The organism is Burkholderia anthina (genome assembly GCF_001547525.1).
GTDB classification, from domain to species: Bacteria; Pseudomonadota; Gammaproteobacteria; order Burkholderiales; family Burkholderiaceae; genus Burkholderia; species Burkholderia semiarida.
The window spans coordinates 533,208-553,688 of sequence record NZ_LNJP01000003.1; the positions used below are offsets into that span (position 1 = coordinate 533,208).

Below are 20,481 nucleotides of genomic sequence, written 5' to 3' on the forward strand. Positions count from 1 at the left end.
GTAGCTCGACAAAAAATTGACACAAATCAGGCACTTAATCCTAGCCTTGCGAGGCGAACCGGGTATAATTCTGCGTTTCCCTAAATCGATTTTTCGATGGTTGGGTTGTTCACTGCTTTCACGCTAACACCGGGAGTGGGAATGTCCAATCTGAGCGATGCGCTTCAGTTGAAGTCGGCCCACAGCCAGCTTCCAGTCACTGCATATTTCGATGAGGCGCTACTCGAGCGCGAGATCGAAACCCTCTTCAAGAAAGGACCTCGTTACGTCGGGCACGAGCTGATGGTGCCCGAGGCGGGGGATTATTTTGCGCTGCCGTCCGAGAAGGAAGGCCGCGTGCTGGTCCGTAACCAGACGAACCGGATCGAACTGCTGTCGAACGTGTGCCGCCACCGGCAGGCGATCATGCTCAACGGGCGCGGCCACACGCAGAACATCGTGTGCCCGCTGCACCGCTGGACGTACGACCTCGAAGGCGAGCTGCTCGGCGCGCCGCACTTCCCCGACAAGCCGTGCCTGAACCTCGGCAAGAGCCCGCTGCAGAACTGGCAGGGGCTGCTGTTCGAGGCCGAGGGCCGCAACGTCGCGCGCGACCTCGCCAACCTCGGCACCAAGCATCACTTCGACTTCTCCGAGTACCTGTTCGATCACGTCGAAGTGCACGAGTGCGATTACAACTGGAAGACGTTCATCGAGGTCTACCTCGAGGATTATCACGTCGTCCCGTTCCACCCGGGCCTCGGCAGCTTCGTGTCGTGCGACGATCTCAAATGGGAGTTCGGCGACTGGTACAGCGTGCAGACGGTCGGCGTGCACAACGCCCTCGCGAAACCGGGCAGCGCGACTTACCAGAAATGGCACGAGCAGGTGCTGAAGTTCCGCAACGGCGTGCCGCCGGAGTTCGGCGCGATCTGGATGGTCTACTACCCGGGCCTGATGATCGAGTGGTATCCGCACGTGCTGGTCGTGTCGTGGCTGATCCCGCGCGGGCCGCAGAAAACCACCAACATCGTCGAGTTCTATTACCCCGAGGAAATCGCACTGTTCGAACGCGAATTCGTCGAGGCCGAGCGCGCGGCCTATATGGAAACGGCCGTCGAGGACGACGAGATCGCGATGCGGATGGACGCAGGCCGCCGAGCGCTGATGGCCCGCGGCGAGTCGCAGGTCGGCCCGTACCAGAGCCCGATGGAAGACGGGATGCAGCACTTCCACGAGTTCCTGCGCCGCCACCTCGGCGACCTCTGACAGCGGCCGCGGCGCCTTGACGCCGCCCGGCCGCCGGCAAGCGAAAAGACGGGCTTCGGCCCGTCTTTTTTTGTTTAGACTTGGAGTGTCAGGCCATTCGCACTCCAGGGAGCCGTCATGCCACACACTCATTACACCACGCTCATCTCCGCCGCCAATCTCGCCGAGCGCCTGGCCGCGGCGCCCGGCAGCGTCGCGCTGTTCGACTGCCGCTTCGATCTCGCCGATCCCGGCGCCGGCGAGGCCGCCTACGCGGCCGGCCACCTCCCCGGCGCGCAATATCTTCATCTCGATCGCGACCTGTCCGGCCGCAAGACGGGCACCAACGGCCGCCATCCGCTGCCGACCCGCGACGCGCTCGCCACGCTGCTCGCGAGCCGCGGCCTCAAGCAGGGGCAGCAGGTGGTCGCGTACGACGCGCAAGGCGGCGCCTATGCGGCGCGCCTGTGGTGGCTGCTGCGCTGGCTCGGCCACGATTCGGTTGCCGTGCTCGACGGCGGGCTGCAGGCGTGGGAAGCGGCCGGCCAGCCGCTGACGACCGACGTGCCGCAACCGGCCGCCGGCGATTTCCGCACGGCAACGCCACTCGAATCGACGGTCGATGCAGCAGCCGTGCTCGCGAACGTGTCGTCGCCCGCGCGCGTCGTGATCGATGCACGCGCGCCGGACCGCTATCGCGGCGAAAATGAAACGATCGATCGGGTAGGCGGCCACATTCCCGGTGCGCGCAACCGCTTCTTCAAGGACAACCTGACTGCCGACGGCCGCTTCAAGACCGGCCATGAATTGCGCGAGGCATTCACCGCCGTGCTGGCCGGCACCGAGCCGAACCGCGTGATCCTGCAATGCGGCTCCGGCGTCACCGCATGCCACAACGCGCTGGCGCTGGAAGTGGCCGGCCTGCACGGCGCGTCGCTGTACCCGGGCTCGTGGAGCGAATGGAGCGCCGATCCGTCGCGGCCGATCGCGACCGGCCCGAACCCTTGAGCACCCACGCGACGCGATGAGGATGATGCGGCGGCCGATGCCGCCGCTCGTCGTTTACATCACGCCGTACTTGTGGAACCACTCGATCGCGCGCTTCCAGCCATCCTCGGCATCGGCCTTCACATAGCTCGGCCGGTAATCGGCGAAGAACGCGTGGCCGGCATCCGGATACACGACGATCTCCGATTCGCGCGCGAGCTTCGAATCGCTCGCCTGGATCGCCTTGCGCATGTCCGCGAGCGACGCCTGCGTGATGTTCTGATCCTTCTCGCCGTACAGGCCGAGTACCGGCACCTTCAACAACGAGGCGTGATCGACCGGGTTGAACGGCGTCATCTCGTCGGTCTTGCCCTCGACGAACCCGTACCACGCCACCGCGGCCCGCACGTGCGGATTGTGTTCCGCATACAACCACGCTTGGCGGCCGCCCCAGCAGAACCCGGTCACACCGAGGCGCGTCAGGTCGCCGCCGTTCTTGCCGGCCCACGCGACCGTCGCGTCGAGATCCTCCGTCACCTGCCGGTCCGGCACCTTGCTGACGATGTTGTCGACCAGCGCCTGGATCGTCGGATACTTCGCCGCGTTGCCCTGCCGGGCGAACAGGTCGGGCGCGATCGCGAGATAGCCGAGCTTCGCGAAGCGCCGGCACACATCGGCGATATGCGCGTGCACGCCGAAGATCTCGTGAATCACGATGACGACCGGCAGGTTCGTCTTGTCGACCGGCTGCGCGCGATAAGCCGGCACGCTCGCATCGCCCGAGCGGATCTCGATGGTGTCGACGTCCAGCCCGGCGCTGTCGGTCGTGACCGTCTGCGCCGACACGGGCAGCACGGCCGCCGCGAAGGTGCCGCCCAGCGCAGCCTGCATGAACTTGCGGCGCGAGAACGGGACATGGGGGACCAGGCTGTCGACTTCGGGTTTCAACATGAATGCACTCCTCGATTGGGCGCCGCCGTCACGATCGCGGATACGGCATGACGGGGCATCGCACCGGCGCACGGCGCGGATGTCGCGGCGGTTGGCACCCCGCCGCAAACGAAAACCCGGACAAGATGCCCAATAATCCGTTGTCGCGTCAACTGTCGGATGTGTAAGACTCGATTACCACGCGCTGCGGCGATCGAATCGATCATCGCACGGCGGCCTGCCGACGGGCCGCCGAGCGACCGTGCGGCGGCCCGTATCGCGGTTCGTCGCGCGGCCGAATCGTTGCAAATCGAAACGAAAAACGGGCGGCGAACACGCTCGACAGGCGCATCCCCGCCCGCTCCGCGCGCAAGCGTGCGATCAGTGCAGCTTGACGCGCGGCAGCGTCGTGCGCCGCAACCAGTGCGCGACCGTGTCGAGCATCATCCGCGGATAACCGTGCAGCGCCGCGATGTGCAGCCGATACAGCGACATGTACATGAAGCGCGCGAACAGCCCTTCGATCAGCATGTTGCCGCCGATCAGCCCGCCCATCAGGTTGCCGACCGCACTGAAGTGGCCGAGCGACACGAGCGAACCGAAATCGCGATACGTGAACTCGGGCAGCGGGCGCCCCTCGAGCCGGCAGCCGATCGCCTTGAGCAGGAAACTCGCCTGCTGGTGCGCCGCCTGCGCGCGCGGCGGGACGTTGCGTTCGTTGCCGGGCCATGCGCAGGCCGCGCAATCGCCGAGCGCGAACACGTTGTCGTCGGTGAAGGTCTGCAGCGTGCGGCGCACGTCGAGCTGCCCGAGCTTGTTGACCTGGAGGCCGTCGAGGTGCGAAAGCACGGACGGCGCCTTGATGCCCGCCGCCCAGACCGTCAGGTCCGCGCGCACCGCCTTGCCGCTCGCGGTATGCACGAACCCGGGCGCCACCTCGGTCACGCGCTCGCCGAGCATCAGCCGCACGCCGAGCTTCTCGAGCAGTTCGGCCGTCGCTGCCGACACGCGCTCCTGCAGTGCCGGCAGGATCCGCGGCCCCGATTCGATCAGCACGATGCCGACGTCATGGCGCGGATCGAGCTTGTGCAGCCCGTACGCGGACAGCACCTGCGCGGTATTGCGCAGTTCCGCGGACAACTCGACGCCCGTCGCGCCGCCGCCGACGATCACGACCTGGATGCGCGGTTCGGCCGACTCGCCCGGCGCGCTCGGCGCCGGCGCCTGGTGCTCGGCGCGCATGCACGCCGCGATCAGCCGCTTGCGGAAGCGTTCGGCCTCCCCGACCGTGTCGAGCGCGATCGCGTTTTCCGGTGCGCCCTGCACGCCGAAGAAGTGGGTCGTGCTGCCGATCGCGATCACGAGCGTGTCGTATTCCAGCTCGCGCGCCGGCAACAGCTCCGCGCCGTCGCTGTCGTTGAGGGGCGACAGCGTGACGCGCTTCGCCGCGCGATCGAGCCCGGTCAGCTCGCCCTGCTGGAACTCGAAGCCGTGCCAGCGCGCCTGCGCCGCATACTCGAGCTCCTGCGTGAACGGGTCCATGCTGCCGGCCGCGACCTCGTGCAGCAACGGTTTCCAGATGTGCGTCGGATTGCGGTCGACGAGCGTGACAAGCGCACGCGCGGGACGATTGCCGCGCGCGCCGTAACGGTCGCCGAGCCGCGTCGCCAGTTCCAGGCCGCCGGCGCCTCCGCCTACGATGATGATCCGATGCATCTGATTCCCCCCTTTGCGATTCGAAACTGCTGCCGCCGGATGAAGCAAACGCCCTATACGCGCGCCGCCCGGTGGATTAACCGGTTCGGACATCATCGATGTGCAGTTCGAAGCACTTCGATGCGTCCGATCCGGAACGCAGGGCGCGCCGCCCCGCGTCAATGACATGACTCACATGCATTGTCCGGGAGCTTGCGCGTTGACCACAAGCAAACCATCTCGATATTTGGCATCCCTGCAACAATATGCCGCGGGAAACGGGAACCGCGCGGGGGTGCGTCAGTGTGCCTCTTCCCAGTTCGCGCCGGCGCCCACCTCGGCGACCAGCGGCACCTTCAGCTTCGCGACGCCGCACATCATTTCCGGTAGTTTCTCGCGCACGAGCGGCAGCTCGCCTTCCGGCACCTCGAGCACCAGTTCATCGTGTACCTGCATGATCATCCGCGACGCGAGCTTGTCGCGCGTCAGCCAGTCGTCCACCGCGATCATCGACAGCTTGATCAGGTCGGCCGCCGTGCCCTGCATCGGTGCATTGATCGCCGCGCGCTCGGCCGCCTGGCGGCGCGGGCCGTTGCCGCCGTTGATCTCGGGCAGCCACAGGCGGCGACCGAAAACGGTTTCGACGTAGCCCTTCTCCTTCGCGGTCGCACGCGTGTCTTCCATGTACTGCGCGACGCCCGGATAGCGGGTGAAATAGCGGTCGATATAGAGCTTCGCCGCGTCGCGCGTGATGCCGAGATTCGATGCAAGCCCGAACGCGCTCATCCCGTAGATGAGCCCGAAGTTGATCACCTTCGCGATCCGGCGCTGGTCGGAATTAACCTCCAGCGGCGTCACGCCGAACACTTCGGCGGCCGTCGCGCGATGGATGTCCTCGCCCTGCGAGAACGCGCGCAGCAGCGACGCGTCGCCGGAAATGTGCGCCATGATCCGCAGCTCGATCTGCGAGTAGTCGGCCGACACGATCCGGTGGCCCGGCGATGCGATGAACGCCTCGCGGATGCGCCGACCTTCGGCCGTGCGCACCGGAATGTTCTGAAGATTGGGGTCGTTCGACGCAAGCCGGCCCGTGACCGCGACCGCTTGTGCGTAGTTCGTGTGCACGCGGCCGGTGGCGGGATTCACCATGCGCGGCAGCTTGTCGGTATAGGTCGACTTCAGCTTCGACAGCCCGCGATGCTCGAGCAGCACCTTCGGCAGCGGGTAGTCCTCGGCCAGCTTCTGCAGCACTTCCTCGTCGGTCGACGGCGCGCCGCTCGGCGTTTTCTTCACGACCGGCAATTGCAGCTTCTCGAAGAAGATCTGCCCGATCTGCTTCGGCGACCCGAGATTGAATTCGCCGCCGGCCAGCTCGTACGCCTGCCCCTCGAGCTCGATGAGGCGCGTCGCGATCTCGCTGCCTTGCGCCTGCAACAGCGCATCGTCGATCAGCACGCCGGTGCGCTCCATCTTGCGCAGCACGAGCGACACCGGCATCTCGATGTCGCGGTACACGCGCTCGAGGCCCGGTTCGCGCGCGACCTGCGGATACATCGCGTGATGGAGCTGCAGCGTGATGTCCGCATCCTCGGCCGCGTACGCAGCGGCCTGGTCGAGCGCCACTTCGTCGAAACCGATCTGCTTCGCGCCCTTGCCCGCCACGTCCTCGTACTTGATCGTCTTGACGCCCAGATGACGCAGCGCGAGGCTGTCCATGTCGTGCGTGCGGTGCGATTCGAGCACGTACGATTCGAGCAGCGTGTCGTGCTCGATGCCGTTCAGCGCGATGTCGTAGTTCGCGAGCACCTGCGCGTCGTACTTCAGGTGCTGGCCGACCTTCTTGCGATCGGCCGATTCGAGCCACGGCTTCAGGCGCGCGAGCACTTCGTCGAGCGGAAGCTGCTCGGGCATGTCGGGGCCGCGGTGCGCGACGGGCAGATAGGCCGCCTTGCCCGGCTCGACCGAGAACGACAGCCCGACGAGCCGCGCGAGCATCGGATCGAGCGCGGTCGTCTCGGTGTCGAACGCGGTCAGCGCGGCCGCGTCGATCTTCGCGAACCACGCGTCGAACTGCTCCCAGGTCTGGATCGTGTCGTATTCGCGCGCGATGTCCGCCGCGACGACCGGGGCCGGCTCGCCTTCCGGCGCATCGGCGCCGCCGCCTTCCGCGGGTGCGCTGTCGACTTCGCGCAGCCAGGTCTTGAAGCCGTAGCGCGCGAAGATGTCGCGCAGCAGCTCGCGCGCCTCGCCGTCCGTCTTCAGCGACGCCTCGATCGATTCGAGATGCGGCGCGAGATCGCACGACGTGTCGACGGTCACGAGCTTGCGGCCGAGCGGCAGGAAATCGAGCGCGCGGCGCAGGTTGTCGCCGACCACGCCCTTGATCTCGCCCGCGTGTTCGATCACGCCGTCGAGGCTGTCGTATTGCGACAGCCACTTCACGGCCGTCTTCGGCCCGCACTTCTCGACGCCCGGCACGTTGTCGACGGTGTCGCCGATCAGCGCGAGGTAGTCGATGATCCGCTCGGGCGGCACGCCGAACTTCGCGATCACGCCGTCGCGATCGAGCGTTTCGTTGGTCATCGTGTTGACGAGCGTGACGCGATCGGTGACGAGCTGCGCGAGATCCTTGTCGCCGGTCGACACGATCACGTTCATCCCGTGCCGTTCGGCCTCGCGCGCGAGCGTGCCGATCACGTCGTCGGCCTCGACGCCTTCGACCATCAGCAGCGGCCAGCCGAGCGCGCGCACCGCGCCGTGGATCGGCTCGACCTGCAAGGCGAGATCGGGCGGCATCGACGGGCGGTTTGCCTTATAGTCGGCATAAAGGTCGTCGCGGAACGTCTTGCCCTTTGCATCGAACACGCAAGCGCTATACTCTGCACTGACTTCCTTGCGCATACGGCGCAGCATGTTGATGATTCCGTAGAGCGCTCCGGTCGGCTCCCCGCCAGGGCCACGCAAATCAGGCATCGCATGGTAAGCCCGATACAGATAGCTCGAACCGTCAACCAATAGCAGGGTCTTACCTTCCAGATTTCGTTCTTCAGGCATTATGAACAAGAGAAAAGTGATTCCGAGTCTGCGTTCGCTCGCAGATCAAGAACGCGCGACGGCCAAGAAGGCGCGCGCATCGTGGCAGATGTTCACGATTATGGCAGAGTTTATCGAGGCGACCGAGTACCTGTCGGAGATCCGCCCGGCTGTCAGCATCTACGGTTCTGCCCGCCTCAAACCCGACAATCCGCACTACAAGCTCGCCGCGCAGATCGCGCGCAAGCTGTCGGACGCCGGCTTCGCGGTGATCTCCGGCGGCGGCCCCGGCATCATGGAAGCCGCGAACAAGGGTGCGCACGCCGGCAAGGCGCCGTCGGTCGGCCTGAACATCGAGCTGCCGCACGAGCAGGCCGGCAACCACTATCAGGACATCTCGCTGCGCTTCCGCCATTTCTTCACGCGCAAGGTCACGTTCGTGAAGAACTCGGATGCCGTGATCGTGATGCCGGGCGGCTTCGGCACGCTCGACGAACTGTCCGAAGTGCTCACGCTGATCCAGACGAAGAAGTCGCGCCTCGTGCCGATCATCCTGGTCGGCAGCGAATTCTGGCAGGGGCTGCTGCAATGGTTCCGCGATCAACTGATTCCGATGGGCCTGATCAATCCGGAAGACATGAACCTGATGCAGGTGATCGACGATCCCGACCAGGTGCTCGACGCGGTGCTCGCGTTCTACGAGGACAGCGGCGAGGAAGAAGAAGGTTCGGACGGCGACGGTCAACCGCCGCGGCCTGAAGAAGACCGGATGTTCTATCTGTAACCGGTCAGTGACGACAGCCGGCCCGACGGCCGGCTGTCGTGCTTTTCACGCAAAGGGCAGCGCGATCCGGTGGCCCGCCGGTCGTGACTTTGTAACGCGCTGTTAATGCCCGTTCGCCGCCGCGCGCGGTCGAATGTCAAATCCCGCAGTCGGCGCTGCGTCATGCGGCGGGATCAGCCGCACCGGCGGCCCGCCAATGTCAAATGGATGGCCCTTCGCGCGCCTGTGCACCGCCAATCCTCCGTAATAATCACGACTCGCCTTTTCCGTCGCGCGGCAGCACACTGCATTCTGTCGGCGCGGCGTTCCCCCGGTGGAGCGCCCCCCTCGCTTCCATCGCGTCGCGTCGGCCTATTCATCACGACACCACGGAAAAGAACATGCAACGCTCGCTGATCGCCCTCGCTTTCGCCGGCCTCGGCCTTTCGCTGTCCGGCCTCGCTCACGCCGTCAACGTCGACGTCAACATCGGCACGCCCGCGCCGGTCGTCGTCGCGCCCGCCCCCGTCGTGGTCGCCCCCGCACCGGCGGTCATCGTCGGCTGGCACGGCGACCGCTACTGGGACGGCCGCCGCTACTGGGAACGCCGCGAATGGGAAGAGCACCAGCACTATCGCGGGCGTGGCGGCTATCACTGCCCGCCGGGACACGCGAAAAAGGGCGAATGCTGAGCGCCCGGGCGCGGGGCCGCCCGGCCTTCGCACCGAAACGAAAAGAACAAGGCCGCACGTGAACGCAAGTTCGCATGCGGCCTTTGTCGTGATGGATGCCGTTGCGCCGTGCCGTTACTGAAACGCCACTTCCGCAAAGCTCCGCAGCTTCCGACTATGCAGCTTGTCGAGCCCGTTCGTGCGCAGGATCTCCATCGCCTTCACGCCGATCTGCAGATGCTGGTCGACCTGCCCGCGATAGAACGTGTCGGCCATGCCCGGCAACTTCAGCTCGCCGTGCAGCGGCTTGTCCGACACGCACAGCAACGTGCCGTACGGCACCCGGAAGCGGAAGCCGTTCGCGGCGATCGTCGCGCTTTCCATGTCGAGCGCGATCGCGCGGCTTTGCGACAGCCGCTGCACGGGCTCACGATGGTCGCGCAGCTCCCAGTTGCGGTTGTCGACGCTCGCGACCGTGCCCGTGCGCATCACGCGCTTCAGTTCCACGCCCTCCAGCCGCGTGACCTCGGCCACGCCGCGCTCGAGCGCGAGCTGCACTTCGGCCAGCGCCGGGATCGGCACCCACAGCGGCAGGTCGGCGTCGAGCACGTGATCTTCCCGCACGTAACCGTGCGCGAGCACGTAGTCGCCGAGACGCTGCGTGTTGCGCAGCCCTGCGCAGTGGCCGAGCATCACCCACGCGTGCGGACGCAGCACCGCGATGTGATCGGTGATCGTCTTCGCGTTCGACGGGCCGACGCCGATGTTGACCATCGTGATCCCGCTGCCGTCCGCGCGCTTCAGATGATACGCGGGCATCTGCGGCAGGCGCGGCGGCGCGGTGCCCTCGGCCGGCTCGCCGCCGAGGTTCGCGTTGTACGTGACGACGTCGCCCGGCTCGACGAACGCGCTGTACTCGCTGCGGTACGCGCGCACCTCGGGATCGTCGCTTTCCGTCATCATCGTGCGGCCGAGCTTCACGAACTCGTCGATGTAGAACTGGTAGTTCGTGTAGAGCACGTAATTCTGGAAGTGCGTGGGCGACGTCGCCGTGTAGTGGCGCAGCCGGTGCAGCGAGAAGTCGACGCGCGCGGCCGTGAACAGCGCGAGCGGATGCGGCTCGCCGGGCGCCGGCTCGAACGTGCCGTTGACGATGCGGTCGTCGAGATACGACAGGTCGGGCGTGTCGAAGATGTCGCGCATCGCGAGCAGCCGGTCGCGATCGAGTTCGCCCTCGAGATGAATGCCTTCCGGAAACGCGAAATGGATCGGAATCGGCTGCGACGATACGCCGATCTCGATCTTGACATGGTGGTTCTTCGCCAGCAGGCGCAGTTGCTCGCGGTAGTAGTTCGCGAAGAGATCGGGGCGCGTGACCGTCGTCTCGAATACGCCGGGGCCCGCGACGAAGCCGTACGAGCGGCGCGAATCGACGTGCGTGTTGACGTCGGTGCGGATCCGCACGAACGGATAGCATGCGCGCACGTGCTCGGTAATCGCTTCGTGGCGGCGATAGCGCGCGAACGCATCGCGCAGGAAGCCCGTGTTCGTGTCGTAGATGGCGGACAGCCGCGCGACCGCGGCGATCGGATCGTCGAAAGCCTCGACCGACGGGCTTTCGGGCGACAGCACACGGTGCCGGCGGCTCAAATCGTTCTTCATTTTCATCACCTCGTCTGATCCGACGACATTACCACGGAACTCGGGCGCCTTTATGGCCGCCCCCGCACACGCAGGGGCCGGATGGCGCGCAGTATTTGCTAAAATCGGTGGGTTCACTGGAGACTCATCATGAAGCCGCTCATTTTCGTCGCCGCTGCCGTCGCGTTTGCCGCCGCCAGCGTCGCTCACGCCGCCGGCGGCACGCCTGAGGCCGACGCGCCGGGCGCCGACGCGCAGGCCCGGGCCGAGGCCAACGAAGCCGCCGGCCTGCCCGATCTCCGCAAGATCAACCGGCCGGGCGCCGAAGTCACGTCGAAAGTGGATTTCGCCGACATCCGCCGCACGCCGAGCTTCCACGAAAAGAGCAAGAACGGCACCGAAGTCACCGAGTACCGCGACCGCGGCAAGCCGGTCGAGATCGACGTGAAGTCGAACTTCGGCACGCGCTATCAGATGAGCTCGACGCCCGACACGTCGCCGAAGCCGCACGACGCCGGCATCCCGATCACGCGCCTGCCGTCGCTGAACCTGCGCTACTGATTCCGCGGCGCCGCGCACCGAGCGCGCCGCGCCGCCCCTTCACCCGTTGTCGCGATGCACGCCGCCCGCGTGCCGACACCCTGACCGACGCATCCCGCATGGCCGTTTTCACCGCTGTTTCCGACTCCGATCTCGCGCAATGGATGCGCCACTACGAACTGGGCGACGTGCTGGCGTTCCGCGGCATTCCGTCCGGTATCGAAAACAGCAATTTCTTCCTGACGACGACGCGCGGCGAATACGTCCTCACGATCTTCGAAAAGCTCACGGCGCAGCAATTGCCGTTCTACCTCGACCTGATGCGCCATCTGGCCGCCCACGGCGTGCCCGTGCCGGACCCGGTCCCGCGTGACGACGGCGCGCTGTTCGGCGAGCTGCACGGCAAGCCGGCCACGATCGTCACGAAGCTCGACGGCGCGGCGGAACTCGCGCCCGGGGTCGAACACTGCATCGAGGTCGGGCAGATGCTCGCGCGCCTGCATCTCGCGGGGCGCGACTATCCGCGCAGCCAGCCGAACCTGCGCAGCCTGCCGTGGTGGCAGGAGAACGTGCCGGCCATCGTGCCGTTCATCACGGACGCGCAACGCACGCTGCTCGAAGGCGAGCTCGCGCACCAGGCCGGCTTCTTCGCGTCGGACGACTATGCGGCGCTGCCGGCCGGCCCATGCCATTGCGACCTGTTCCGCGACAACGTGCTGTTCGCGCACGCGGCGCCCGGCACCGGCCACGACGTCCGGCTTGGCGGTTTCTTCGACTTCTATTTCGCGGGCTGCGACAAGTGGCTGTTCGACGTCGCGGTCACCGTCAACGACTGGTGCGTCGACCTCGCGACCGGCGCGCTCGACGCCGCGCGCGCCGATGCGCTGCTGCGCGCGTACCAGACGGTTCGGCCGTTCACGGCCGAGGAGCGCCGCCACTGGAGCGACATGCTGCGCGCCGGCGCGTACCGCTTCTGGGTGTCGCGCCTGTACGACTTCTACCTGCCGCGCGCGGCCGAGATGCTCAAGCCGCACGACCCCGGCCATTTCGAACGCATTCTGCGTGAGCGTATCGCGCATACGCCCGCGCTTCCCGAGATCCAAACCGCATGCAACTGATCGAAGTGCCCGCCAAAACGGGCTATGTCTGGTTCCGTCAAGGCATCTGGCTGTTCCGCCGGAATCCGCTCGCGTTCATCACGCTGTTCTTCACGTACCTGCTCGCGATCACGCTGGTGTCGATGGTGCCCGTGATCGGCTCGGCGCTGCCGCTGGTGTTCATTCCCGGCATCGCGGTCGGCTTCATGGCCGCATGCCGCGACACGGTGGCCGGCAAGACCGTGATGCCAACGATCCTCGTGGACGGCTTTCGCTCGTACGGCACCGTCGCGACCCAGCGGCTGCTCGCGCTCGGCATGATCTACGTCGCGTCGATGGTGCTGGTGTTCGCCGCTTCGTCGTTCGTGGACGGTGGCGCGCTGTTCCACATGATGATGGACGCGGCCGACGAAGCGAACACGACGCCCGAGACGCTCGCCGCGCAAGGCGCGCTCGGCGCGCTGTTCTTCGCGACGCTGCTCTATCTGCCGGTCGCGATGCTGTTCTGGTTCGCGCCGGTGCTGGTCGCATGGCATGACGTCCCGCCCGCGAAGGCGCTGTTCTTCAGCGTCGTCAGCTGCTGGCGCAATCGCGGCGCGTTCGTCGTGTACGGCGTGCTGTGGTTCGCCGTCGCGCTCGGCACGTCGCTCGCGCTGTCGCTGCTGCTGCAAGCGCTGGGCGCGGGGGCGTATGCGCTGACGATCATGATGCCGGTGACGATCATCATCGTCACGATGCTGTACTGCTCGTTCTACGCGACCTATCGCGGCTGCTTCGGTGTGCAGGAACCGGGCGCGACGACGACGATGTCGGGCCGCTGATCCTGCTTCCGGCCGGCGCATGTCGCCGGCCGCTCCGCTGTTCGGCCCCCGGTCGTCGCCGGCGCGCTTCTGATCTCCCCCTTTTTCCATATCGACTGCCCGCCGGCCCCCTGTTCAGCCAAACCTTTTGCGCGCAAAATAATTCGTGTGCAAATCGTTCGCGCATCCGATGCGCTTCCCGAACCATGGATCGCCTGCCCGCGCTGCCCCAGACACTCGACGAGCAACTCTGCTTCGCGCTTTATTCGACTTCGCACGCGATGACGAAGGCGTACAAGCCGCTGCTCGACAAGCTGTCGCTGACCTATCCCCAATATCTCGCGATGCTCGTGCTGTGGGAGCGCGACGACATGGCCGTGAAGGACATCGCCGCGCGGCTCGACCTCGATCCGGCCACGGTCACGCCGCTGCTCAAGCGGCTGGAGGCACTCGGCTACGTCGAGCGCGTGCGAAGCGCGACCGACGAACGCGTCGTCAACGTGCGGGTGACGCCGGAAGGCCGTGCGCTGAAGGAGCGCGCGCGCTCGGTGCCCGCCGACCTCTTTTGCGCGATGCAACAGACACCCGAATTCCTGATCAGGCTGCGCGCCGATCTCCAGCAGTTGCGCGACGCTTTGTCGGCGGCCAACGAACGCTGACGCTCGAGCTCGGATCGACCGCCCGGCGTGCCGGGCTTTTTCTTCGAAATTTAATTTGCACACTAATAATTTGTGTTCTATATTTGCTTCGTGGCCGGCGACACCCCGTCCGACCGGACCGCTTTCTCCCTCTCTTCCCGACAGGAGCAGCACGATGAACATTCTGTACAAGACCAGCGCCACGAGCACGGGCGGCCGCGACGGCCGCGCGGTTTCCGCCGACCACAAGCTGGAAGTGAAGCTGGCCGCGCCGCGCGAACTCGGCGGCACGGGTGCGGAAGGCACGAATCCGGAGCAGCTGTTTGCCGCAGGTTACTCGGCCTGTTTCCTGAGCGCGATGAAATTCGTCGCGGGCCAGAACAAGCAGACGCTGCCGGCCGACACGCAAGTCACGGCGGAGGTGGGCATCGGCCCGAACGACGCAGGCGGCTTCGGGCTCGACATCGAGCTGCGCGTGTCGCTGCCGGGGCTCGACAAGGCCGACGCGCAGGCGCTGGTCGACAAGGCGCACCACGTGTGCCCGTATTCGAACGCCACGCGCAACAACGTGCCGGTGCGGCTGACGCTCGTCTGACGGCCGCAGGTTCCGGCAGGATGCAAAAAGGGCGCGTGCGGCATCGTGCCGCACGCGCCCTTTTGCGCGATTCGTCGAACTGGCGGGCCGGCAAGGCCCGCGTGCGCTGCTTAGCGCGCGCCGATCGAATACGGGCGGTTCATTGCCGCGTCGCGATCGATCTTGCGCATGCGGAATTCGAGATCGTAGATGTCGGTGGCTTCGGCCAGGTACGCGTCGGCGCGCTCTTTCGCGGCCTTTTCGGCGTTCTTGGTCAGCATCAGGAAGAGGTGGCTCAGCAGGTACATGGTCGATCTCGCTGTTCAAAGGTTCTGGACTAGGGTTTTCCCGAATTATAGGGAAAACCCTAGGCTTTGACCAGCATCGATCAGACGGTGCGTCGTTCCGTCGCCACAGTGCGGCGATAGATTTCGAAAAAGGACCAGATCATCGCGCTTGCGTCGGGGCCGACCGCCGCGTGAAACGGCACGGCTTCGTCGCCGCCGGCCCACGCGTGGGCGAGCCCTTTCACGTGACACAGCCGCACGACCGGCTCGCCGTCGCGACACACATCGGTGATCTGCACGCCCGTTTCGCGCGTCTCGACGCGCTCGCCGCCGCGCAGCGCACCGCGGCTGTCGGCAAGCCCGTTCAGGCGCATGAACTGCACGGTCAGTTGATCGGCATTCTTCGGCGCGACGACATGATCGCCGTCGCCCTGGACGATCAGCACGGGCATGCCCGGATACGCACCGGTATCGACCAGCGCATCGACCGCCGCGGCCGGGTTCTGGCGCAGGCCGCGCCGCATCACGTCCATCGCGGTAATGCCGGAGTTCGCCTCGCCGAGCGCGGGGCCCGAGTGCAACGCGATCGCCGCGAAGCGCTCCGGATGGTGCAGTGCAAGAAGCGACGCGAGCCCCGCGCCGGCCGACAGCCCGGCGACGTAGACGCGCGACGCGTCGAAACCGTGCTCGTCGACCAACGCGTCGACCAGCGACGCCACCGTGTCCGCCTCGCCGCGCCCCGCGCGGTCGGTGTCTTCATACCAGTGCCAGCAGCCGTGCGCGTGCGCGCGCAGCGACTGTTCCGGATACAGCACCGCGAAGCCGTGCTTGTCGGCCAGCAGGTTCATCCGCGTGCCCTGCGCGAATTCATCCGCCGACTGCTGACATCCGTGCAGCATCACGACGAGCGGCATCGCGCCGCGCCGCCGGCCGGGGGGTACGTAGAGCCCGTACGCGAGGTTCTGGACCAGCCGCCCGAGCGCGGGCGTCATCGGATGTTCGCCGCGTGTCCACTCGCCCGCCGCCCACGCGGCCGCGCGCGGCCGTACGCGCGATTCGCGTGGCGGGGACAGATCGGACACGGCGGGAGAGGCGGCCTCGAGTGCGTCGCGTGCGATGCGTTGCGCATCGCGCGCGCCGCGCTTGGCGGCCGGAGACAGCATGCGTTTCATGCCGCCCAGCCATACCTTGGTCAGACTTTTGGTCATCGATCGGGCTCGCAGTCAGGAAAAATAGGGGCGCCATGAAAGCGCCGCAATGGGTGCACCGTTCAACTTTGTGCAATGCACCATAACATTGTTTCTGGGATTTTTCCTGCGCGCCGATAGTTCCCGGCGGCGCAAAAAACGGGCCTCATGCGGACGCGGCGCTATACTGGGGTTTCGCCGCTTGTATCCGTTGTAGTCGTTCTGCCCGGCTCGCGCGTTGATTTAAGCATTCTCCCCGCCCTCGTTCGTCCCCTTCCCGATGTTCGACCTGCCCTCTCATCTGTGGATCATGATCACCGCGTTCGGCGGCGCCGGCCTGACCTTGCCGCTCGCGATCACGATTGCCGTGTGGCTCGCGCTCGGCTATTCGTGGCAACGCGCGGCCGCATGGCTCGGCGTGCTCGCGGCCGCGATCGGCGTGGTGGCGCTCACGAAGATCGCGTTCCTCGGCTGGGGCATCGGCATCCGCGCGTGGGATTTCACCGGGTTCAGCGGCCATGCGATGCTGTCGACGTCGGTGTATCCGGTCGCGATTTTCCTCGCGCTGATCCGCGCGCGCACGCCGCTGCGGATCGCCGGCATCGCGCTCGGGCTGGCGGCCGGCATCGCGGTCGGCGTGTCGCGCGTCGCGCTCGACGCGCATTCGCCGTCCGAATCGATCACCGGCTGCATCGTCGGCGCGCTCGCCGCGCTCACGTTCATCGCCGGCTCGTGGCGCGCGGTGCCGCACCGCTGGTCGGTGCCCGCGGTCGTCGCGAGCCTCGCGCTCGTCACCGTGGCGCTGCACGGCATCACGGTGCCGTCACACCGCTGGGTCACCAAGGTCGCGCTGGAACTGTCGGGGCACGAGCGCCCGTTCGTCCGCGCGCGCTGGAAGGCCAACCCGAACTACCATCCCGCGTCGCAGCCGTCGTCGCTGCAGCGCACCGAATCGGCGCCGCATACGCTTCACGCGTGACCGGCTGCCGGGCCGCTCCTTTTCACGTCCGACCATTTATGCGCACCGCCGCATGAGCAGTATGCCGAGCGTTATAACCCGCCCTATATTACGATTACGGTTTCCTCCCGTTCAAAACGAATCGCCATGCGCTCAACCGTCCGTCCGCTTCGCCGCACCCTGCTTCGCCTGCTGCCGCTGGCCGCGCTTGCCGCCGGGTTCGCGTTCAGCGCGCCCGCTTGGGCCGCCGACGAACTGGTCGTGTCGGCCGCCGCCAGCCTGACGAACGCGTTCAAGGCCGTCGGCGACGCGTACGAGAAGCAGCATCCAGGCACCAGGGTGCTGCTCAACTTCGGCGCATCGGACGTGCTGATGCAGCAGATCGCCAAGGGCGCGCCGGCCGACGTGTTCGCATCGGCCGACCAGAAGGCGATGGATCGCGCGGTGAACGAAAAGGTGATCGCGCCCGGCACACGCCGCGATTTCGCGGCGAACTCGCTGGTGCTGATCGTGCCGGCCGACAGCCACGCGGCCGCGCCGACATCGCTGAACGACCTGGCCGCGCCCGGCGTGAAACGCATCGCATACGGCGACCCGGCGTCGGTGCCGGTCGGCCGCTACACCGAGGGCGCGCTGCGCGCGGCCGGCGTGTGGGAGGCGGTCAGCGCGAAAGGCGTGCTGGCCGCCAACGTGCGCCAGAGCCTCGACTACGTCGCGCGCGGCGAGGTCGACGCGGGCTTCGTGTTCGGTACCGACGCCGCGATCATGCCGGGCCGCGTGAAAGTCGCGCTGACGGTGCCGACCCGGACGGCCATCACCTACCCGATCGCGGTGGTCAAGGACAGCCGCCACGCCGCGCAGGCGCAGTCGTTCATCGATTTCGTCGCGTCGCCGCAGGGCCAGGCCGTGCTGTCGACGTTCGGCTTCAAGCCCGCCCGGTGAGCGACTCGCGATGCAAGACGCCTGGGTCCCGCTACTGCTGTCGCTGAAGGTTGCCGGCTGGGCGACCGCGCTCGACGTCGTGCTCGGCGTCGCGGCCGCGTTCGTGCTCGCGCGCTGGCGCTCGCCGCTGCGCGACGTCGTCGATGCCGTGCTGACGCTGCCGCTCGTGCTGCCGCCGACGGTGCTCGGCTATTACCTGCTCGTGCTGCTCGGCCGGCGCGGCGTATTCGGCGCGTGGCTCGACACGTTCGGCATCGAGCTGGTGTTTACGTGGCAAGGCGCGGTGATCGCGTCGATGGTCGTCGCGTTTCCGCTGATCCTGAAATCGGCGCGCGCGGCGTTCGAAGGCGTCGATCCGCATCTCGAGCGCGCCGCGCGCACGCTCGGGCTCGGCGAAGTGGCGGTGTTCTTCCGCGTGACGCTGCCGCTCGCCACGCGCGGGATTCTCGCGGGGGCGCTGCTCGCGTTCGCGCGCGCGCTCGGCGAATTCGGCGCGACGCTCATGATCGCCGGCAACCTGCCCGGCCGCACGCAGACGCTGTCGGTCGCGATCTACGCGGCCGTGCAGGCCGGCGACGACAACACGGCCAATTTCCTCGTGCTGGTGACGTCGATCACCTGCGTGCTGGTGCTGCTCGCGACCGGCTGGCTCGTACCGTCGCGCGCACGGCGGAGCCAACCGACATGAAGCGCGTGCCCTGTCCGCATCGCCGGCGCCGCCCGGCAGCTGGCCCGCTTCGGCGGAGGCCCACATGAGCCTCGTCGTCGACATCCGCAAGACCTACGCGAACGCCGAGCGCCGCTTCGCGCTCGATGTGTCGTTCACGGCGACGACGCAGCGCGTCGTGCTGTTCGGGCCGTCCGGCGCGGGCAAGAGCATGACGCTGCAGGCGATCGCCGGGCTGCTGACGCCCGACGCAGGCACGATCACGCTGAACGGCGAGCCGCTGTTCGACGCCGCGCGCCGCATCGACGTGCCGACCCGCGAACGCCGTGTCGCGTACCTGTTCCAGGACTACGCGCTGTTTCCGCATCTGAACGTGCGGCAGAACATCGCGTTCGGGCTCACGTCCGGGCTGCGCAACCCGCGCGCGAGGACGGTGCCGCCGGAAGTCGCGTACTGGCTGCGCGCGTTCGACCTCGAATCGCTCGCGGGGCAATATCCGTCGCAGCTATCGGGCGGGCAGAAGCAGCGCGTCGCGCTCGCGCGCGCGCTGGTCGCGCAGCCGCGCATCCTGCTGCTCGACGAACCGTTCGCGGCGCTCGACGGCGCGATGCGCCAGCGCATGCGTCACGAGCTCGCCGAACTGCAGGCGCGGCTCGACATCCCGATGGTGCTGATCTCGCACGACCCCGACGACGTCGCCGCGTTCGGCGACCAGGTCGTGCAGTTGAGCGAAGGACGCGTACAGGCGAGTTCGCCGCACGCGGAGTGGCCGACGCGCGTCTCGTGAGCACGCGGCCGTGGCCGTGATCGTGGCGTTTGCCGCCACGTTGGAGCCCGGGAGAAGCCGCGTCGCGACACATGCCGATAGCGGAAAACGAAGCCGGTGCAATGCGCACGCGGGCGGCAGCGGCTTCGCCCCGTCCCTCGCACGACGGGCGCCGGCAAGCGAGTGCCGCGCTCGCGCTGCCCGCCGGGTCAGCCCGTCACCGCCAGAATCACGCTCGACGCCTTGAACAGCGCGATGGCCCGCCGGCCCGCGTCGAGCTGCAACGCATCGACGCTGTCGTTGGTCACGACGGCCGTCAGCGTTCCGCCGCCGTCGAGCGCCAGCGTCACCTCGCTGTTCACCGCGCCCGCCGCGACGGCTTCCACGCTGCCGTGCAGCCGGTTGCGCGCGGAAACTTTCAGGTCGGGCCCGCCATCGTCGACCGCGAGCACGACCCACGACGCCTTCACCAGCGCGCACGCGGGCTCGCCTTCCCGCAGCCCGAGCGCGTCGGCGCTTTCGTGCGTCAGCACGGCGACGACGGCTTGCCCGCCAGGCAGCACAAGCGTCACCTCGTCGTTGACGGTGCCGCGCACGATCGACGCAACCTTGCCGAACCACTGGTTGCGCGCGCTCGTCTTCATCCCGATCCGGCCGATCAGCGCCCAGTCGACGTCGAAGCCGGCTACGGCCGCGCTCGCCGCCTCGATGAAGCGGCGATGCTCGCGCTCGATCGTGCGGAACGCGGCGATCAGCGACGTCGCGCGCGGCGTCAGCGTCGTGCCGCCGCCGCCCTTGCCACCCGTCGCACGCGCGACGAGCGGCTCGCCGGCGAGATTGTTCATCGTGTCGACCGCGTCCCACGCGGCCTTGTAGCTGAGGCCGACGGCCTTGGCCGCGCGCGTGATCGAACCGGTGTCGCCGATCGCCGCGAGCAGCGCGATGCGCGTCGCGCCGCCGAGCGTCTGTTCGCCGGCGCGCAACCACAGCTCGCCGCCCAGTTCGAGCGGTCCGGTGGACGAGGAAGAATGCGGGGCGTCGGTCATCATCGGCATGCGTATGGAAAACGGGCGGCCAT

20 protein-coding genes are annotated in these 20,481 nt (G+C 67.2%); 13 read left to right on the forward strand and 7 right to left on the reverse strand.

Annotated elements, in window-relative coordinates; all coding sequences use genetic code 11:
• Nucleotides 1-141: 141 nt before the first annotated feature.
• The gene (locus tag WS64_RS22715; protein WP_059582927.1) at nt 142-1,248 is read left to right on the forward strand and encodes an aromatic ring-hydroxylating oxygenase subunit alpha; all 1,107 of its coding nucleotides are present in this window, start codon (nt 142-144) and stop codon (nt 1,246-1,248) included.
• A 117-nt stretch (nt 1,249-1,365) separates the two neighbouring features.
• Complete coding sequence (locus WS64_RS22720; protein WP_059582932.1) at nt 1,366-2,235, forward strand: sulfurtransferase; 870 nt, start codon at nt 1,366-1,368, stop codon at nt 2,233-2,235.
• Nucleotides 2,236-2,289: 54 nt separating this feature from the next.
• Here the strand turns inward: WS64_RS22720 and WS64_RS22725 are convergent, their stop codons facing one another.
• The 3 genes from WS64_RS22725 to polA form a co-directional block, all read right to left on the reverse strand.
• Nucleotides 2,290-3,165 carry a dienelactone hydrolase family protein gene (locus WS64_RS22725; RefSeq protein WP_059582935.1) on the reverse strand — a complete coding sequence of 292 codons (876 nt, stop codon included), beginning with the start codon at nt 3,163-3,165 and terminating at the stop codon, nt 2,290-2,292.
• 360 nt (nt 3,166-3,525) lie between these two features.
• A complete protein-coding gene (locus WS64_RS22730; protein ID WP_060967768.1) occupies nt 3,526-4,860 on the reverse strand; it encodes an NAD(P)/FAD-dependent oxidoreductase in 1,335 nt (444 codons plus the stop codon).
• A gap of 279 nt (nt 4,861-5,139) precedes the next feature.
• Nucleotides 5,140-7,893 carry a DNA polymerase I gene (gene polA, locus WS64_RS22735; protein WP_060967769.1) on the reverse strand — a complete coding sequence of 918 codons (2,754 nt, stop codon included), beginning with the start codon at nt 7,891-7,893 and terminating at the stop codon, nt 5,140-5,142.
• A 1-nt stretch (nt 7,894) separates the two neighbouring features.
• On the opposite strand from polA, the gene WS64_RS22740 reads away from it, so the two are divergent.
• Nucleotides 7,895-8,656: an LOG family protein gene (locus WS64_RS22740; protein ID WP_060967770.1), complete on the forward strand. Its 762-nt coding sequence runs from the start codon at nt 7,895-7,897 to the stop codon at nt 8,654-8,656.
• Nucleotides 8,657-9,036: 380 nt separating this feature from the next.
• Complete coding sequence (locus WS64_RS22745; RefSeq protein WP_059582944.1) at nt 9,037-9,327, forward strand: hypothetical protein; 291 nt, start codon at nt 9,037-9,039, stop codon at nt 9,325-9,327.
• A gap of 114 nt (nt 9,328-9,441) precedes the next feature.
• Here WS64_RS22745 and WS64_RS22750 read toward each other — a convergent pair whose 3' ends face one another.
• The gene (locus tag WS64_RS22750; protein ID WP_011548157.1) at nt 9,442-10,968 is read right to left on the reverse strand and encodes an AMP nucleosidase; all 1,527 of its coding nucleotides are present in this window, start codon (nt 10,966-10,968) and stop codon (nt 9,442-9,444) included.
• Between the two features lie 129 nt (nt 10,969-11,097).
• Here WS64_RS22750 and WS64_RS22755 point away from each other — a divergent pair, with 129 nt between their 5' ends.
• The 5 genes from WS64_RS22755 (at nt 11,098) to WS64_RS22775 (ending at nt 14,617) form a co-directional block, all read left to right on the forward strand.
• The gene (locus WS64_RS22755) at nt 11,098-11,508 is read left to right on the forward strand and encodes a hypothetical protein (protein WP_059582953.1); all 411 of its coding nucleotides are present in this window, start codon (nt 11,098-11,100) and stop codon (nt 11,506-11,508) included.
• Between the two features lie 98 nt (nt 11,509-11,606).
• Nucleotides 11,607-12,605, forward strand: a complete 999-nt coding sequence (locus WS64_RS22760; protein ID WP_060967771.1) for a homoserine kinase — start codon at nt 11,607-11,609, stop codon at nt 12,603-12,605.
• Nucleotides 12,596-13,405, forward strand: a complete 810-nt coding sequence (locus WS64_RS22765; RefSeq protein ID WP_060967772.1) for a BPSS1780 family membrane protein — start codon at nt 12,596-12,598, stop codon at nt 13,403-13,405. Before WS64_RS22760 ends, WS64_RS22765 begins: the two co-directional genes overlap by 10 nt.
• Nucleotides 13,406-13,590: 185 nt before the next feature.
• Nucleotides 13,591-14,043, forward strand: coding sequence for a MarR family winged helix-turn-helix transcriptional regulator (locus WS64_RS22770; RefSeq protein ID WP_060967773.1), 453 nt, complete (start codon nt 13,591-13,593; stop codon nt 14,041-14,043).
• A gap of 154 nt (nt 14,044-14,197) precedes the next feature.
• Nucleotides 14,198-14,617, forward strand: a complete 420-nt coding sequence (locus WS64_RS22775; protein WP_059582963.1) for an organic hydroperoxide resistance protein — start codon at nt 14,198-14,200, stop codon at nt 14,615-14,617.
• A 110-nt stretch (nt 14,618-14,727) separates the two neighbouring features.
• On the opposite strand, the gene WS64_RS33335 is transcribed toward WS64_RS22775, so the two are convergent.
• Complete coding sequence (locus tag WS64_RS33335) at nt 14,728-14,904, reverse strand: DUF3563 family protein (protein ID WP_069618521.1); 177 nt, start codon at nt 14,902-14,904, stop codon at nt 14,728-14,730.
• An 80-nt stretch (nt 14,905-14,984) separates the two neighbouring features.
• A complete protein-coding gene (locus WS64_RS22780; RefSeq protein WP_060967774.1) occupies nt 14,985-16,091 on the reverse strand; it encodes an extracellular catalytic domain type 1 short-chain-length polyhydroxyalkanoate depolymerase in 1,107 nt (368 codons plus the stop codon).
• A gap of 259 nt (nt 16,092-16,350) precedes the next feature.
• Here WS64_RS22780 and WS64_RS22785 point away from each other — a divergent pair, with 259 nt between their 5' ends.
• From WS64_RS22785 to WS64_RS22800, 4 genes are all read left to right on the forward strand, one after another.
• Nucleotides 16,351-17,049, forward strand: a complete 699-nt coding sequence (locus WS64_RS22785; RefSeq protein ID WP_059639125.1) for a phosphatase PAP2 family protein — start codon at nt 16,351-16,353, stop codon at nt 17,047-17,049.
• Between the two features lie 126 nt (nt 17,050-17,175).
• A complete protein-coding gene (modA, locus tag WS64_RS22790; protein ID WP_060967775.1) occupies nt 17,176-17,970 on the forward strand; it encodes a molybdate ABC transporter substrate-binding protein in 795 nt (264 codons plus the stop codon).
• A 10-nt stretch (nt 17,971-17,980) separates the two neighbouring features.
• Complete coding sequence (gene modB, locus WS64_RS22795) at nt 17,981-18,658, forward strand: molybdate ABC transporter permease subunit (RefSeq protein ID WP_060967776.1); 678 nt, start codon at nt 17,981-17,983, stop codon at nt 18,656-18,658.
• Nucleotides 18,659-18,722: 64 nt separating this feature from the next.
• Complete coding sequence (locus WS64_RS22800) at nt 18,723-19,424, forward strand: sulfate/molybdate ABC transporter ATP-binding protein (protein ID WP_060967777.1); 702 nt, start codon at nt 18,723-18,725, stop codon at nt 19,422-19,424.
• 188 nt (nt 19,425-19,612) lie between these two features.
• On the opposite strand, the gene WS64_RS22805 is transcribed toward WS64_RS22800, so the two are convergent.
• On the reverse strand, nt 19,613-20,449 hold the full coding sequence (locus tag WS64_RS22805) for a TOBE domain-containing protein (RefSeq protein ID WP_060968556.1): 837 nt from the start codon (nt 20,447-20,449) through the stop codon (nt 19,613-19,615).
• Nucleotides 20,450-20,481: the final 32 nt, after the last annotated feature.